At 51.9% G+C, this 15827-nt stretch carries 15 protein-coding genes; all 15 read right to left on the reverse strand.

Translation table 11 applies throughout. The annotated features are described in order from the left end of the window. Positions 1 to 27: 27 nt before the first annotated feature. Positions 28 to 1485, reverse strand: a complete 1458-nt coding sequence (locus ACKGJP_RS22165) for a flagellar hook-length control protein FliK (RefSeq protein WP_409340973.1) — start codon at positions 1483 to 1485, stop codon at positions 28 to 30. 22 nt (positions 1486 to 1507) lie between these two features. Next, entirely contained in the window at positions 1508 to 2416 is a 909-nt protein-coding gene (locus ACKGJP_RS22170) for a MotE family protein (RefSeq protein WP_409340974.1), read from the reverse strand. Between the two features lie 29 nt (positions 2417 to 2445). Then, complete coding sequence (gene fliJ, locus ACKGJP_RS22175; RefSeq protein ID WP_409340975.1) at positions 2446 to 2886, reverse strand: flagellar export protein FliJ; 441 nt, start codon at positions 2884 to 2886, stop codon at positions 2446 to 2448. 7 nt (positions 2887 to 2893) lie between these two features. Further along, positions 2894 to 4216 carry a flagellar protein export ATPase FliI gene (gene fliI, locus ACKGJP_RS22180; RefSeq protein ID WP_409340976.1) on the reverse strand — a complete coding sequence of 441 codons (1323 nt, stop codon included), beginning with the start codon at positions 4214 to 4216 and terminating at the stop codon, positions 2894 to 2896. After that, positions 4209 to 5048: a FliH/SctL family protein gene (locus tag ACKGJP_RS22185; protein ID WP_409340977.1), complete on the reverse strand. Its 840-nt coding sequence runs from the start codon at positions 5046 to 5048 to the stop codon at positions 4209 to 4211. The genes fliI and ACKGJP_RS22185 overlap by 8 nt, the downstream gene beginning before the upstream one ends. Next, positions 5041 to 6057 carry a flagellar motor switch protein FliG gene (fliG, locus tag ACKGJP_RS22190; protein WP_409340978.1) on the reverse strand — a complete coding sequence of 339 codons (1017 nt, stop codon included), beginning with the start codon at positions 6055 to 6057 and terminating at the stop codon, positions 5041 to 5043. The genes ACKGJP_RS22185 and fliG overlap by 8 nt, the downstream gene beginning before the upstream one ends. A gap of 12 nt (positions 6058 to 6069) precedes the next feature. Continuing rightward, on the reverse strand, positions 6070 to 7653 hold the full coding sequence (gene fliF, locus ACKGJP_RS22195; RefSeq protein ID WP_409340979.1) for a flagellar basal-body MS-ring/collar protein FliF: 1584 nt from the start codon (positions 7651 to 7653) through the stop codon (positions 6070 to 6072). A 59-nt stretch (positions 7654 to 7712) separates the two neighbouring features. Continuing rightward, positions 7713 to 8018 (reverse strand): flagellar hook-basal body complex protein FliE, encoded by a 306-nt coding sequence (gene fliE / locus ACKGJP_RS22200; protein WP_409340980.1) that lies wholly within the window; start codon positions 8016 to 8018, stop codon positions 7713 to 7715. A gap of 30 nt (positions 8019 to 8048) precedes the next feature. Next, the gene (gene flgC, locus ACKGJP_RS22205; protein ID WP_409340981.1) at positions 8049 to 8498 is read right to left on the reverse strand and encodes a flagellar basal body rod protein FlgC; all 450 of its coding nucleotides are present in this window, start codon (positions 8496 to 8498) and stop codon (positions 8049 to 8051) included. Positions 8499 to 8501: 3 nt separating this feature from the next. Further along, entirely contained in the window at positions 8502 to 8903 is a 402-nt protein-coding gene (gene flgB / locus ACKGJP_RS22210; protein WP_409340982.1) for a flagellar basal body rod protein FlgB, read from the reverse strand. 280 nt (positions 8904 to 9183) lie between these two features. After that, on the reverse strand, positions 9184 to 9954 hold the full coding sequence (codY, locus tag ACKGJP_RS22215; RefSeq protein ID WP_409340983.1) for a GTP-sensing pleiotropic transcriptional regulator CodY: 771 nt from the start codon (positions 9952 to 9954) through the stop codon (positions 9184 to 9186). A gap of 40 nt (positions 9955 to 9994) precedes the next feature. Further along, a complete protein-coding gene (gene hslU, locus ACKGJP_RS22220; RefSeq protein WP_409340984.1) occupies positions 9995 to 11392 on the reverse strand; it encodes an ATP-dependent protease ATPase subunit HslU in 1398 nt (465 codons plus the stop codon). A 120-nt stretch (positions 11393 to 11512) separates the two neighbouring features. Beyond that, a complete protein-coding gene (gene hslV, locus ACKGJP_RS22225; protein WP_409340985.1) occupies positions 11513 to 12058 on the reverse strand; it encodes an ATP-dependent protease subunit HslV in 546 nt (181 codons plus the stop codon). A 174-nt stretch (positions 12059 to 12232) separates the two neighbouring features. Next, positions 12233 to 13558 carry an FADH(2)-oxidizing methylenetetrahydrofolate--tRNA-(uracil(54)-C(5))-methyltransferase TrmFO gene (trmFO, locus tag ACKGJP_RS22230; protein WP_409340986.1) on the reverse strand — a complete coding sequence of 442 codons (1326 nt, stop codon included), beginning with the start codon at positions 13556 to 13558 and terminating at the stop codon, positions 12233 to 12235. A 173-nt stretch (positions 13559 to 13731) separates the two neighbouring features. Next, positions 13732 to 15813 (reverse strand): type I DNA topoisomerase, encoded by a 2082-nt coding sequence (gene topA, locus ACKGJP_RS22235; RefSeq protein ID WP_409340987.1) that lies wholly within the window; start codon positions 15811 to 15813, stop codon positions 13732 to 13734. Between the last annotated feature and the right edge of the window lie 14 nt (positions 15814 to 15827).

Below are 15827 nucleotides of genomic sequence, written 5' to 3' on the forward strand. Positions count from 1 at the left end.
ATTGCGATCCGTAGACGTATCGATCCATTAGGCGGTAACGTCGAATCCCGAAGCCGATACCGATGCATTCGTTTCATCAGTCGCTGCGGATTCTACGGAGAACGAATCATTCCCCTGCTCGTACCGTTCCGGCTGACGCTTCGATTGCTGGGTAAATTGCTGGGACGACTGTTGATGCCTTCCGTCATGGAACATGCCGGATTGCAGCGAAGGACTTTGGCTAACTTCGATTTTCTCGACCTGCAGTCCCTGGCTTACCAGCGTCGAACGCAAATGGGAAAGCTGGCTCTCGATCATTTCTTTACCGAGGAGGGTCTGGGCGGAAAATTGTGCAACCAGCTGCCCGTTTTGCAGCGAGATTTTAACATCGACTTGTCCCAAATGTTCAGGCGTTAGAGATAAGCGCGCTTCCGAAAAGCCGTTTAACGCGTTAACCTTTATGCTTTTCAGCACGAATTGGCTCATGTCTTGAACAAAGCTTTGCGCCGAAACCGGCTTAGCCATAGTCTGAACGTCGTTCACGTGCTTTGCTGTTGTTCCGTGCTGCAGGGAAAAAACCAGATTGGACTCCGGCTCATCTCCGGAAGCCGCCGGCTGTAGATCGGACTTCGTCTCCGCCGATTGAACCAGCTTTTCAAAAACAATCCCTTGCTTTGCAGAAAGCACCTGCAGCTTGCTTAACGCTTCCGTCGCTGTAAGATGTTGGGAAGCTTGCTGCGTTACAATCGGCTGCTCAAGCGGGATAGCGCCGGGCTTGACTACGCTTGCCGGTACAGCTGCCGTGTGTTGAGCAGGCTTGCCTTGAGCCGCTTCCGCCGCTTCCGTGCCCTTGGGCGCATCCATTGCCGCTGGCCTTACTTCGGCGATCAGCTTCTGCAAATCCTCGGTCAATTGCTGAACAAAGGGATTCTTGGGATCGCTTTGCAGCAAGGAAAGGAATTTTTGTATCGTCTGTGCAGCCTGTTCGGGTTTATCCTGCTGAACGGGCTCTTGGACCGGCGAATCTTTCAGCGCATGGCCTGGATCCGCAGTACCGGCAGACAGCAACGGATTCGTCGGCAGACCTTCATCGGATGTCTCAACCGCCAATACAGTAGCAGAACCTTCCTCTCCCGACAAAGCGGCTACCAGCTCATCCACCTTGGCGGACCATTGCGTAAACCCTTGAGCGGCTAGAAGCTCGCTAAACAGCTCAGGATGCTGCTCCAGCAGTTGCTGCAGCTGCTTGTCCATTTCTTCGCTGCTGCCGGCTTCTCCTTGCGGAATAAGGGCGAGCAGCAGCAGCGGCGATAAGCCTGCCAGCATCGATTCCAGCGATAACGCGGAACCGTCCGTTCCTTCGGCCTGTGACGCGCCTCCCAGAAGCTGTCCCAAAGTACCGGCGAAAAGTTCTCCGGCACCCGTACCCGCCGCACCTGCTTCGTTCCCAGCTACCGCTTTCCATAGAGGGGCCGCAGCGGCTGCATTTTGAGCGATTGCATTCATATTATTCACCTCCTTTCATCAGCTACTGTGCGAGGCGAGCCGTTATGGCCGCTGCCGTTTCCTTGGACAAATCGGCCAAAGCCGTCATAATCTTCGACCGCGCTTGATTATCCGTCGCATTCAGAATTTCGATCACCTTCGCTTGATTGACCCCGTTCATTTCCATCAGCACCGTCGCGGCGCTTTTGGGCGTCATATTGGCAAAGGTTTGACCGAGATCGTTTTTACTGAGTTTGGATGACGCGGTTGCCGACGCTTCTACCATTTGCTTCAAGCGTTCCTGCAGAGCGGCGATTTCCCGGTCCTTCACAGGTACGGAGTCCTTAAGACTGATGGAGGTTTCGGCCGCCTTCTTCGGGTCCATTTTCTCCAAAATTTTCACGCGTTCCTCCGGCTTCATTTCAGCCATGACAAGAACTCTTTCGGATAACGTCAAATTTTCAAAAATCGGACCGGCCTTGGTCGGATTCATTTTGGCGAACATGTCGGCAGTCTGCTTAATTTGAACCAGATAGTCCTCGTCGCTTTTCGCTTTCGTTTTCAGTTGGTCCTCCAAGGCCGTGTTCTTGGCCTGCAGTTCTTTGACCGACTGATCTTTTTGCTGGTTTGCGGCTTCGGCCTTCTTCAACTGCTCCGTCATATCCGTCAGCGACTTGTTCAAATCGCTTACCTTCTGCTCCTCCGGCTCCGTCGTTACCGAGGAGACCGTAACTTTATTCTCTTCCTTCTTGCTTTCCGACTTCGGTTCAGGCAGGACGCTGCTTACGAATGGTATTTTATTCGCGGTTTTCAGCACGTTATCCATCACGTCATAATCGAAAAGCTTCAGAAGTACGACTAACAAGACGCCCGTAAAAACAATCGGAATAAAAAACCAATACAAAAACCGCTCGAAAGCGCTCAATTCCGATTTTTCCAACTCGGTGTCCATTTCCGTTCACCTCTTCTCGCATTCATCGGTTAGGACATCAGCTTGTACCGGGTAATCGCGATATCGTCGAGTTCTTCCTGCTCCTTCTTCAGCTGCAAAGCCGTAAAAGCTTGTTTGGCTTTATCACGGGCTTGAAACCAAATCTTCTCTTCGATCGTCTTATGTACGAGCTGTTCTTGTTTAACCGATACGTTTTGCTTCGCTGACTGCACGTCTTTTGTTTTGCGGTGAATTTGACGGTCGATATGCTGGATATACGTTTGGTGCACCATAAGCTCGGAAACCGATGTCCGGCCGGCCGATTCGTTTACCATATCGTCGTGAAGCAGCCTTTTCCGTTCTTGGAGCTCCAGCAAAGACTGCTCTTCGACCCGCAGCGCGCCGACAGCGCTGGAAAACACCCATTCCGCTTGCGTCTTCTCGTTCGATTTCAGATCGACAATTTTTTGAAAGCCGTATTTGAATTTCACGCGCACATCATCCTCCGCCGAATTCTGCAATCAGTCTATGCTGCGATTCCGCAAAAGTCGCTTTCTCCGACGTCGTTTGCCGGGTAAAGCTCCAAATGGCCGGGATAAGCTGCATGGCCCTATCAATTTCCGGATTGGAACCTTGCTGGTACGCCCCGATATTAATTAAGTCTTCCGAATCTTTATAAACAGATAGCATTCGTTTCATATTGTTGGCTGCTTCCTGCTGCTCGTCGGGAACGATTTCCTTCATCACGCGGCTGACGCTGGCCAGCACGTCGATCGCGGGAAAATGGCCGCGGTTCGCCAAGTTGCGATGGAGCACGATATGGCCGTCCAAGATCCCCCGTACTGCGTCGGCTATCGGTTCATTCATATCGTCGCCGTCAACAAGCACCGTGTAGAATGCGGTTATAGAGCCTTTCGGCCCCGTTCCGGAACGCTCCAGGAGCTTAGGCAAGCCCGCAAACACCGAAGGCGTATAGCCTCGCGTCGCAGGCGGCTCGCCGACGGCAAGTCCGACTTCGCGCTGCGCCATCGCATAACGCGTTACGGAGTCCATCATAAGCATGACGTTCAAGCCGCGGTCGCGGAAATACTCGGCGATGCTCGTCGCGATCAGCGCCCCTTTAATCCGAATGAGCGCGGGCTGATCGGAGGTCGCTACGATGACGACGGAACGGGCAAGTCCTTCCGGACCGAGATCCCTCTCGATAAAATCGAGAACTTCGCGTCCGCGTTCGCCGATTAAGGCGATGACGTTGACATCCGCCGACGTATTCCTGGCAATCATGCCGAGCAGCGTACTCTTCCCTACGCCGGAGCCGGCAAAAATGCCGACCCGCTGTCCCTTTCCGATCGAAAGCAGTCCGTCGATACAGCGTACGCCGACGCTTATCGGTTCGAGCACGCGCGGACGGCTGAGCGGATTGCTGGGCATGTTGAAGGTTGAATATTGCGCCATGCGGGATGGCAAAAACGTACCGTCCAGCGGTTCGCCCAAGCCGTTCAACACTTTGCCGAGCAGTTCATGTCCGACCTGTACGGTCAACGGTTTCCCGGTGCCAACTACATCGCAGCCGGGCCCTATGGCATGCAGCTCGCCCAACGGCATCAGCAGCACCCGATTATCGCGAAATCCGACGACCTCGGCCTTTAGCGGGACACTGGACTTGAACGGATAAATATAACAGACGTCGCCGACGCTTGCATCAGGCCCCTCCGATTCGACCGTAAGCCCGATCACCTGCGTCACCTTGCCGTTAACGCGAACCGAATCGATCTGTTGTAAGTGCTCTATGTATTTGGCCGCATCGGGTCGGTTACTCATAGTCGGCGCTCTCCTCGCTTGTCATGGCCATATGCTGCAGAGCCGCTTTAATCTCTTTCAATTGCGTATCGATTCTTGCATCTACGCTGCCGAAAGAAGTACGGATGACACAGCCGTGATCGGCAACGGTGGCATCGGGCAAAATTTGCAGCTCCGCCTGAGAGTCGACCGATAATTGAAGCTCGTCTCTAGCATCTTGGATATAAGCAAATTGCTTCGGTGAAACGCATAACGTGACGACGCCTTTATCGCGTCTGCGGGAAAGTACCGCTTGCGTCATCTCGATGATCCACTCCGGATTCACCGTGAGCTGACGTCCGATAATTTTTTCTGCAATGGCGCTGCTTAATTCGATAAGAAATGGCTCCGCCTCTTGAATGATCCGGGTCTTCAGCAAATAGGACTGTTCAAGAACGGAACGCGCTTCGTTTAGTTGATCCGCATAATGCTGCTGAACGGAGACTTCCGCTTCCGAGCTGCCCTGTTGAAATCCTTCATGATAGCCGGATTGCCTTGCCTCTTCAACCGCTTGCTCATCCTGCTGCCGCCTGTCATGCCACCAGGAGTCGATTTCGCGTAGCGCTTGTTCCTTGAGCGATTCGATTTCGAGCTGCGATTGGATCAGCTGCTGCTCGGCAAACTGCTCGGCATCTCGTAAGATCTGCTCCTTCGAGGCTAAGATCTGTTCCATCTCCTGAATCCTTTCATCGAGCAGAGACGGATTTTCCGCATAAGGAGATACGGCTTGGTTTCGAACCATCGGCGTTGCGACTTCAATCGTTATCGAGTCCGTTACGGTTACGTAGTGATGAGATTTAATGACCTTAGACAACGATATCGTCTCCTCCGCCGCGTGCGATAATGATTTCTCCCGCATCTTCTAGACGACGAATCGTCGAAACGATTCTGGTTTGCGCCTCTTCGACATCGCGAAGTCGAACAGGGCCCATGTATTCCATTTCTTCCCGGAACGTTTCCGACATCCGCTTGGACATATTCCGAAAAATCGCTTCGCGCACTTCCTCGCTCGCCACTTTAAGCGCGAGCTGCAGATCGGCATTCTCGATGTCGCGGATAATCCGTTGAATCGAACGATTGTCGATATTGACAATGTCTTCGAAGACGAACATCCGTTTTTTGATTTCTTCCGCCAGCTCCGGATCTTGGATTTCAAGCGCATCCAGGATCGTACGCTCCGTACCGCGGTCGACGCCGTTCAGAATATGAACGATCGCCTCGATTCCTCCGGCTGAAGTGTAGTCCTGGGTAACCGTAGCAGACAGCTTCTGCTCGAGTACGCGTTCCACTTGACTAACGACATCCGGCGAAGTGCTGTCCATGAGTGCGATACGTTTGGCCACCTCGGCCTGCTTCTCTTGAGGCAAGGAAGATAAAATAATCGACGCTTGATCGGATTGCAGATAAGAGAGAACGAGCGCAATCGTCTGCGTGTTTTCGTTCTGAATAAAATTCAGTATTTGCGCCGGATCCGCTTTGCGCGCAAAATCGAAAGGCCGTACTTGCAGCGTTGCGGTCAGGCGATTGATGATGTCGATCGCTTTCTGATGGCCGAGCGCCTTCTCCAATATATCCTTGGCATAGGCAATCCCCCCTTGGGAGATATATTCCTGCGCCATGCAAATTTGATGGAACTCGGATAAAATGGACTCTTTCTCGGTTGCGTCCACTTTCCGCACATTGGCTATTTCCAGTGTCAGTTGTTCGATCTCTTCGTCCCGCAAATGTTTAAATATTTGCGCCGACACTTCCGGACCTAAACTGATCAATAGAATAGCCGCTTTTTGCCGTCCGCTTAACCCCTGTTGAACTCCCTTAGCCAACCAATCACACCTCTATTCATCAACCAGCCATGTCCGCAGCAGGTTAACAAACTCTTCCGGCTTTTTCTTAGCCAGCGATTCCAGCTGCTTGCGAACCTGACTTTCATTAGATACGTTCTCGATATCGATTGTAGGGTATTCCAACTTAGCTGGAATGTCGGCATCCGCCAGCATAGCCTCGGCCGCTTTCCTCTTCCTTCGCGAAACCATATAACCGCCAGCCGCCGCTAGTGCAAGTGCGATAGCGCCGATTCCCCCGTACAACCACCAATTCGTCGCCTTGGCATCCGTTCCTCCGACAGGAGAAGCGAAGTTATGCTCGAACACCGTTACGCGCGTCGTAAAGTCCTCTTCGGTGTAACGCTTGTCGCTGTTAGCCAGCGAAGCTTTCACGATATTGACGAGAATGCGCTGAACCGCATCTTTCGTTTGCTGCGTAAGCGAGTTAGGATCGTTTCGGTCCGGAGGTTCGATGCCGACACTAATCGACAAGTCCGACAAAACGAACGGGCTGGACTGCACCTCCGTTTTGATCCGGTTCACCTCATAATTGACCGTCTTCTGCATTTCTTCGGAGTTCGCTTTCCCCGAGCCTGCGCTAGCCGGATAATTCGGAACGTCCGTCGTACCGGTACCCGGAATGCCACCTTGGGCGTTTCCGTCGCTCGAATACGACTTTTGAATTTCCTGGACGCTGATCTCGATCCCTTTCGTATCGACGACCGGTTCGACGTTGCTTCTCTGCGTCGTCTTTTTGTCGAAATTAATGCTAGCGACCGCCATCGGCACGACTTTGCCGGCGCCAAGCACGGGACCCAGCAAACTCATGACGCTCTTTTGGACGTCCTGTTCAAGCTGTTTTTTGATTTGAAATTGCTGAAGCGCAATATCGCCCGATTCCATGCCTGTTGAGCTTGCTTTCGAGTACGGCAATAAATCGCCGTATTGATTCGTAATCGTAATATTTTCCGGCGGCAAGCTTTTGACACCCTTCGACACCAAACTGTACATCGTGTCGATTTGCTTTTGATCCAACTCAAAGCCCGGCTTCATATTGACTACGACGGCTGCCGAAGAAAGCTCTTTTTCGCCCGATCTTACGAACACCGATTTCTCTGGCAGTGTAATCAGCACCTTCGAACCGCTGACTGCCGCATTCGCATTAATGAGCTGCTGAAGCTCTCCCTGGATCGCGTCCAGGTGTTTGACTTCGAATTCCCGGTCGCTCATACCGAAGGGCTTGTCCTCCCGGAAAGCTCCATAACCTAACGAACCGTTGCGCATCAAGCCTTGCGAGGCAACGTCGACCGTCAATTCCGCCGCTTTGTTCGCGGGAACTTCAATACTTTTTCCATCCGGACTCAAATGATAAGGCACCTTCGAATTATCTAGATATTGCTTGATTGCAGATGCGTCGGTCGGCTGCAAGTCACGAAAAGCCACAACGTATTCCGTTCTCGAAAGCGAGTATGTAACAATTCCGATCGTAAAAATTATGAGTACCAGTGTAGTCGCCAACGTAATCTTTTGAGTCTTGGTAAATTTATTCCAATATTGCTTCGTCCGATTCCAATATTGGAGCATCGTTTCGTTCACTGTTTCACCTCATCCAAGTGCGATAGCGTAAAAGACGCAGGCTAAAAGCGCGGAAGCTCTTATATTTGCATTCTCATGACGTCTTGATAAGCTTCAATCACTTTATTGCGCACTTGTACGGTAAATTGCAGCCCAAGCGAGGCTTTCTCGGAGGCGATAGTCAACGAGTGAACGTCTGAGAGCTCTCCCGTAATAAATTTTTCGTTCAGCGTTTCCACAGCAGTCTGCTGATTGGAAAGCTTGGTCAAGGCATCGTTAAGATAGCTGCCGAATTGACCCGCCATCTCGGTGGCGCCTTCGCCAGCTTTTATTTTCGGTTGCACGGCATTGACTGCAGTCTGCAAACCGTTTATTGCTTGAATCATTAATAATCCCTCCAATTATCCGTAAAATGGTTATCTTCCGATTTCGAGCGCCTTCGTGACCATAGATTTCGATGCGTTCAATGCCGTGACGTTCGCTTCATAGGAACGGGTGGCGGATATCATATCGACCATCTCTTTCAAAATGTCGACATTCGGCATATCCACGTAACCGTTAACGTCAGCGTCGGGATGAGTCGGATTGTATACGCGCTTAAAAGGAGACTGGTCATTCGTAATTTTCGTTACCTTCACCCCTTCTCCGGTCGCCTTCCCCATTGCGGATGAAAGCATTTGTCCGAATGGCGTTTGGGATTGCGGTTCCATCGTCACTACTTTACGCGTGTACGGAACCCATTTGCCGTTGACCATTTGCGTACGGGTCGTATCCGCATTGGCGATATTGGAGGAAATGACGTCCATTCGCAACCGTTGCGCCGTAAGTGCGGATGAGCTGATATCGAATCCGTTTGTCAATTTCATCCGTTATTGCCTCCCGTCAAGCGCCGTTTTGAACTGTTTGAGCTCGTGATTCGCCTGCTGGATCATGACATTATAACGAAGCTGATTTTTGGCAAGCAGTGACATTTCCGTATCGATATCCACGTTGTTCTGGTTGTTGTTCATAACGGAATTACGATCTGTAATGATTTCGGCATTCACACCCGGCGATTTTCCGATCGTAAAGTGACGCGGATCCGTCCGGTACCCCTCAATCGAAGCCCCCTTCAGCTCGCTATTCAGCATCTCCTCGAACTTGACATCCGAACGCTTGTAATAAGGCGTGTCGACATTCGCGACATTGTTTGCGATAACCTGCTGACGCAAACTTGAGGCAGTAAGCGAGCGTTCAAGCAAGTTCAAGCTCGGCTGGTTGAGCAAAAACATTCACTTTCCCACCTTTGCATATTAGGTTTTTTTTCCTATGTATTTCCCGTATCTTAGACATATTCAACAAAAGTCCGACAAACTCCTTCTTGCATTCGACAAGAAAGTGATAAGAATATGACAAGGAAATGACGTACTGTTTGTCAAAAAATGTTGATACGAAACGTATTAAATATGGCATAAACTAGCAGAACAAAACAATAAGAAAAAAGCCCTATCTTTAGAAGATAGCGCTTTACAAAGGTTCCTTTACCAACTCTTCAAATATGGAGTTGCGCAATCACTGGTTCAAGCCATGCACCAGCTGTTCGTTCAAAATTTTAATGTACGTCCCTTTCATGCCGAGGGATCTCGTCTCGATGACGCCGGCGCTTTCGAGCTTGCGCAGCGCATTGACGATAACGGAACGGGTAATGCCGACCCGGTCGGCGATTTTGCTGGCGACAAGCAGCCCCTCTTTCCCCTTCAGCTCCTCGAAAATATGCTCGACCGCTTCGAGCTCGCTAAAGGATAAGGAACCCACCGCAACCTGTACGACCGCTTTGCTGCGCAGCTCCTCCTCGCTTTCCTCGGCACGCTCCCTCAAAATTTCCATCCCGACGACCGTAGCTCCATACTCGGCCAAGATAAGATCGTCGTCGACGAACGTTTGCTCCGTTCTCGTCAAAACAAGCGAACCCAGTCTGTCGCCGCCGCCTGTAATCGGAACGATTGTAATCAACCCATGCTCAAAAAGTTCATGAATTTGATCGGTAAACGTGCCGTAATGGTTGTCATGATCAACATTGGACGAGGTTTCATCGATTTTCATCAACAGGGCGTTGACATCGGACGGAAATCGCCTTTCCTCCGTCACCATACGGTGCATGTGCTCGGACGGAAATGGACCTACGCTTGCAAATCCGAGTATTTTCCCTTTGCGGCTGACGACAAACACGTTTGCGACGATGATATCGCGCAGCACCTCGGCCATTTCCATGAAACTGACCGTTTTGCCGGCCGCTTGTTGCAGCAATCGATTCAGCCTTCTCGTCTTCGATAGTAAAGTCATTACTAATGCCTCCCGAACAAATTCGTAACGATGAACAAGGTTATAAAATGTATTGGCTCAAATCGCGATTCTGCGCGATATCGGACAGCTTCTCGCGAACGTATTCCGGCGTGATCGTGAAAGTATCGAGCGTCAGGTCGGAAGCTTCGAACGACAAGTCCTCCAGAAGCTTCTCCAGAATCGTATGCAGCCTGCGCGCGCCGATGTTTTCCGTATGCTGATTGACTTGTGCCGCAATGCGAGCCATTTCCTCGATGGCGGAATCCGCGAAATCGACATGAATGCCTTCCGTTTCGAGAAGTGCCGTATATTGCTTGGTGAGCGCGTTTTTCGGCTCCTTTAAGATTCGCACGAAATCCTCATGCGTCAAGTTGCTCAGCTCGACCCGAATCGGAAAACGGCCTTGGAGTTCCGGTATCAAATCCGATGGCTTCGCAATATGGAAGGCGCCGGCCGCAATAAACAAAATATAGTCCGTTTTAACTGGCCCGTATTTCGTTATGACCGTAGACCCCTCTACAATAGGTAAAATGTCCCTTTGCACGCCTTCTCTAGAGACGTCCGGACCGCTTCCGCGTCCAGTACTGGCCACTTTATCGATCTCGTCGATGAAAATGATGCCGGACTGCTCGGCGCGCCGAACCGATTCCTGCATGACCTCATCCATATCCATCAGCTTTTGCGCTTCTTCCTGGACAAGCACTTTCCGCGCTTCCTTCACGGGAAGCTTGCGTTTCTTCGTGCGCTTCGGCATCAAATTGCCGAACATCTCCTGCATGTTGATGCCCATTTGCTCATTACCCTGGCCAGCCAGCATGTCGAGCATATTCGGCGCGTTATCTTCCACTTCGATCTCGATGATTTCATTGTCGAGCTCGCCTTTTGCCAAGCGCTCCTTGACGGAGGTGCGCTGTGCGGCAACTCCGGGATCATTGTCGGATTCCTCGTTCTGGGAGGCTTGGTTTTGACCGCCGAACAGCATTTCCAGCGGGTTGCGCTGCGTCTTCGCACGTGCCGGTCCGGGTACCAGGATCATGGCGATCCGCTCGTTGGCGAGCTTCTCGGCCTTATCCTTCAGCTTCTCGGTTTTTTCGGATTTGACCATACGGATGGCCGTTTCCACAAGATCGCGCACCATCGATTCGACGTCGCGTCCGACATAGCCTACCTCCGTAAACTTCGTCGCCTCCACTTTGACGAACGGCGCATTGACGAGCTTAGCCAGCCTGCGGGCGATTTCCGTTTTACCAACGCCTGTCGGCCCGATCATCAGAATGTTTTTCGGGACGATCTCGTCGCGCAGGGACTCGTCGAGCAAGCTGCGGCGATACCGGTTGCGCAGGGCGACGGCTACGGACTTCTTCGCTTTGTTCTGTCCGATAATATATTTATCGAGCTCCGAAACGACCTCTTTAGGCGTCAGCGCACTATTTTTCATGACAGTCCCTCCTAAGGATAAACGCCTGACGGCGCCTTCTAATCCGGTGCGTTTGCCAAGAAACCGTACAATCGGCGGAGGACATCCTTCCCGAAATATCCAACGATCCGGTTGTCGCCGCTAGGATTCGATTTCCTCCACAATAATATTGTGGTTCGTAAATACGCATATTTCGGCGGCCATCTCCAGAGCGGCTCTGGCAATTTCCTTCGCTTCCATATCCGGTGAATAACGGTGCAGCGCGCGGCCTGCGGCGAGCGCGAAGCTTCCGCCCGACCCGATCGCCAAAATCCCGTCGTCCGGCTCGATGATTTCCCCGTTCCCCGAAATAAGCAGCAGCCCGCTGGTATCCATGACGATCATCATCGCCTCCAGCCTGCGCAGCACACGGTCCTGACGCCAATCTTTGGCAAGCTCGACGGCTGCACGCTGCAAATTGCCGTGGTGTTCTTCCAGCTTCCCCTCAAATTTCTCGAAAAGCGTAATGGCATCCGCAACGGAGCCGGCGAATCCGGCAATCACCTTGCCGCGGTACAGACGACGCACCTTCTTGGCATGCCCCTTCATGACCATGCTGTTGCCGAACGTCACTTGTCCGTCACCTGCAATGGCACCCTTCCCTTTGTGGCGGATGGCAAAAATCGTCGTCGCATGAAATTGACTCATCTTTTGTTTCCCTCCTTCGTACCCGTAACAGCGAACGTGCATTTACGCGGGAAACAGCAGCGAGACGTAGCTCTCTGCTGCTGCTTCAAAACGAATCGGCAAAAACCGTTTGTAAATAAATGGGTAGGTAAGATGTTTAAACACGCAATAATGGTACCATACGGACGGTTCTCCTTACAAGCGAACTGCCGTTAAATTGTGTGAAAAATTCTGAATTGTTTGAATTGCTCGTTCTGCAAGCTTCTCGTTTTTCAGCTTTTTGTTGCGGATTTTCTCCTCCAACGCAGGCAAAAGCCCAAAATTCGCATTCATCGGCTGGAAATGCTTCGGATCCGCCGACGTGATATACGCCGCCATGCTGCCGATCACCGTCTCGCTTGGGAAAACGAGTCCCGGCTCGCCTTTTGCCAACCGGCCTGCATTAAGTCCTGCTATGAGCCCCGCCGCAGCCGACTCCACATAGCCCTCTACGCCCGTCATTTGACCGGCGAAGAATAGATTGTCACGGTCTTTGAATTGATAGGTCGGGCGCAGCCATTTCGGAGAATTGATAAACGTATTCCGGTGCATGACGCCGTACCGAACGAATTCCGCATTTTCCAAACCCGGGATGAGCGAAAACACCCGCTTCTGCTCCCCCCATTTCAAATGGGTTTGGAAGCCGACAAGATTGAAGAGGGTCCCAGCGGCGTTATCCTGCCTCAGCTGCACGACAGCATACGGAAGCTTACCCGTGTGGGGATTGATCAGTCCTACCGGCTTCATAGGACCGTACAGAGCCGTTTGCTTCCCGCGGGCGGCCATTACCTCGATCGGCATGCAGCCCTCGAAGTAGATTTCCTTCTCGAATTCTTTGACCGGGGCGACTTCCGCCGTAACGAGCGCATCGTGAAACGCGTTAAACTCCTCTTCCATCATCGGACAGTTCAAGTAAGCCGCTTCGCCTTTATCGTAACGCGACGCCAAATATACTTTATTCATATCGATCGAGTCTTTTTCGACGATCGGCGCAGCCGCATCGTAAAAATACAAATATTCCTCGCCCATCAGCTGCTTTAAATGCTCGGAAAGCTCAGGCGATGTCAGAGGACCGGAAGCGACCACCACAATGCCCTCGGGCAAAGCCGTAAGCTCTTCGTTGCGCACCTCGATAAGCGGATGCTCACGCAGGGAGGAAGTCACCATCCCGGAAAACCCGTCGCGGTCGACGGCCAGCGCTCCGCCTGCAGGCACCGCATGCTTGTCGGCACTCGATAAAATAAGCGAATCCAAAAGTCTCATTTCTTCCTTCAATACGCCGACCGCATTTGCAAGTCCGTTCGCGCGCAGCGAATTGCTGCATACGAGTTCGGCAAATTTATCCGTAATGTGAGCCGGCGTTTTACGGACCGGACGCATTTCATATAACGTAACGGGTACGCCTTGCTTCGCTATTTGCCATGCCGCTTCGCTGCCGGCCAAGCCGGCTCCGATTACGGTAACGCTCTGAAACTGTGCCATTCGTCTTTCCATCCCCTATCCTTAGTTCGTTGCTATTCCCGTTTCCGGCCGCAACCGATTGGCAGAAATAGCAAGAAAGCCGTTTTGATCCTCAAACGAGCGAAAACTAAGCCCCTGGCATTCGTATCGTCATACGAACCGCCGGGTACTTAGTTTCGCAAAACCAATCCGATTTAATCGGCCGATTCTTCCTCTTTAAAGTCGCATTGCACGCACTGGATGTGCGTACCGCTCTTGGAGTTTTTGACTATGAGCATGCCTCCGCAATTCGGGCATTTCTTCTCGACAGGACGGTCCCAGGAGACGAACTCACATCCCGGGTACTTATCGCATCCGAAGAAGACTCTACCTTTCTTGCTGCGGCGCTCGATGATTTTGCCTTCTCCGCATTTCGGACACGTCACGCCGATATCTTTGACGATAGGCTTCGTATTCCGGCAATCCGGGAATCCCGAGCAGGCGAGAAACTTGCCGAAACGTCCCATTTTGTAAACGAGGTGTTTACCGCATTTTTCGCAAATCTCGTCGGACACTTCATCCTGGATTTCGATTTCTTTCATTTCCTCTTCGGCTACGTCAAGACGCTTTTTGAAGGAAGTATAAAATTGATCGAGCACCTTCACCCAGTCCTCTTTGCCGTCCTCGACATGGTCAAGCTCTTCTTCCATATGCGCCGTGAACTCGACATCCAGGATTTCCGGAAAAAACTCTTCCATTAACTGTATGACAAGCTCACCCAGCTCCGTCGGAATGAACTTCTTCTCCTCGAGCGCCACGTAACCCCGCTTCTGAACGGTTTCCAGCGTAGGGGCGTACGTACTCGGCCGGCCGATGCCCATCTCCTCGAGCGCCCTAACGAGACGCGCTTCCGTGTAACGAGGCGGCGGCTGCGTAAAATGCTGCTTCGGATCGATGTTCTCCGTTTGCACATTGTCGCCCGCTTGCAGCGGCGGAAGGAATTTGTCCTCCTCCGTTACGCCGTCATCGTTTCCTTCTACGTATACTTTCATAAAGCCCGGAAACTTCACCTTCGAACCGGCGGCGCGGAAAATCGTTTGATTGGCTTTCAGATCGACGCTCATCGTGTCCAGCACGGCCGAAGCCATCTGGCTCGCGACAAAACGTTCCCAAACAAGCTTATACAAACGAAGCTGATCGCGGCTCAAAAACTCCTTGACCGAATCGGGATCCCGCAGTACGGAGCTCGGACGGATCGCTTCATGCGCATCCTGTGCGTTGGCCGCTTTTTTGGAGTAGTTTCGCGGCGCCTCCGGCACATAATTTGCGCCGTACCTTTCGGTTATAAACTCTTTCGCTTCTTCCTGAGCGACAGGCGAGATCCGCGTCGAGTCCGTACGCATATACGTGATCAGACCGACCGTACCTTCCTTGCCGAGGTCGATCCCTTCGTACAGCTGCTGGGCGACGGACATCGTCTTGGAGGCGCGGAAATTGAGCTTTCTTGCCGCTTCCTGCTGCAGCGTACTCGTGATGAACGGGGCGGAAGGGTTGCGTTGCCGCTCCTTCTCCTTCACCTCGTTGACAACGAAGGATGCGCCCGCTATAGCCTGCAAAATTTGCTGAACGTCCGATTCGCTCGAAAGCTCGCGCTTCTCGCCGTCGATACCGTAAAACTTGGCTTCGAACGTGGCGCTGCCCGTTTTTAAAAGAGCGGTAATCGTCCAGTATTCCTCCGGCACGAAATCCTTAATCTCGTTCTCGCGATCGTTGATCAGCTTGACGGCGACCGATTGCACGCGGCCGGCCGAAAGCCCCTTCTTCACTTTCTTCCATAAAAGCGGACTGATCTTATAACCGACAAGCCGGTCAAGAATCCTTCTGGCTTGCTGCGCATTCACAAGATCGATATTAATCGGACGCGGCGTTTTAAAAGCATCCTTGACCGCCTGCTTCGTGATCTCGTTGAAGACGACGCGGCAAGGCTCGGCTTCGTCAATCTCCAAATAATGAGCCAAATGCCATGCAATCGCTTCCCCTTCGCGGTCGGGGTCAGCCGCCAGATAGACGGTTTTCACTTTTTTCCTGGCATCCTTAAGCTCTTTCAGTACGGAGCCCTTGCCGCGGATCGTTATATATTTCGGTTCAAAGTTGTCTTCGATCTCGACGCCGATTTGGCTTTTGGGAAGATCGCGTATATGCCCCATAGAAGCTTTCACGATAAATTTACTGCCTAAATATTTACCGATCGTTTTCGCTTTTGCGGGTGATTCCACAATGACTAACGAATCTGCCATCGTGTGCCTTCCCC

The sequence above is a fragment of the Paenibacillus litoralis genome (assembly GCF_046244365.1).
Taxonomy (GTDB): domain Bacteria; phylum Bacillota; class Bacilli; order Paenibacillales; family NBRC-103111; genus Paenibacillus_V.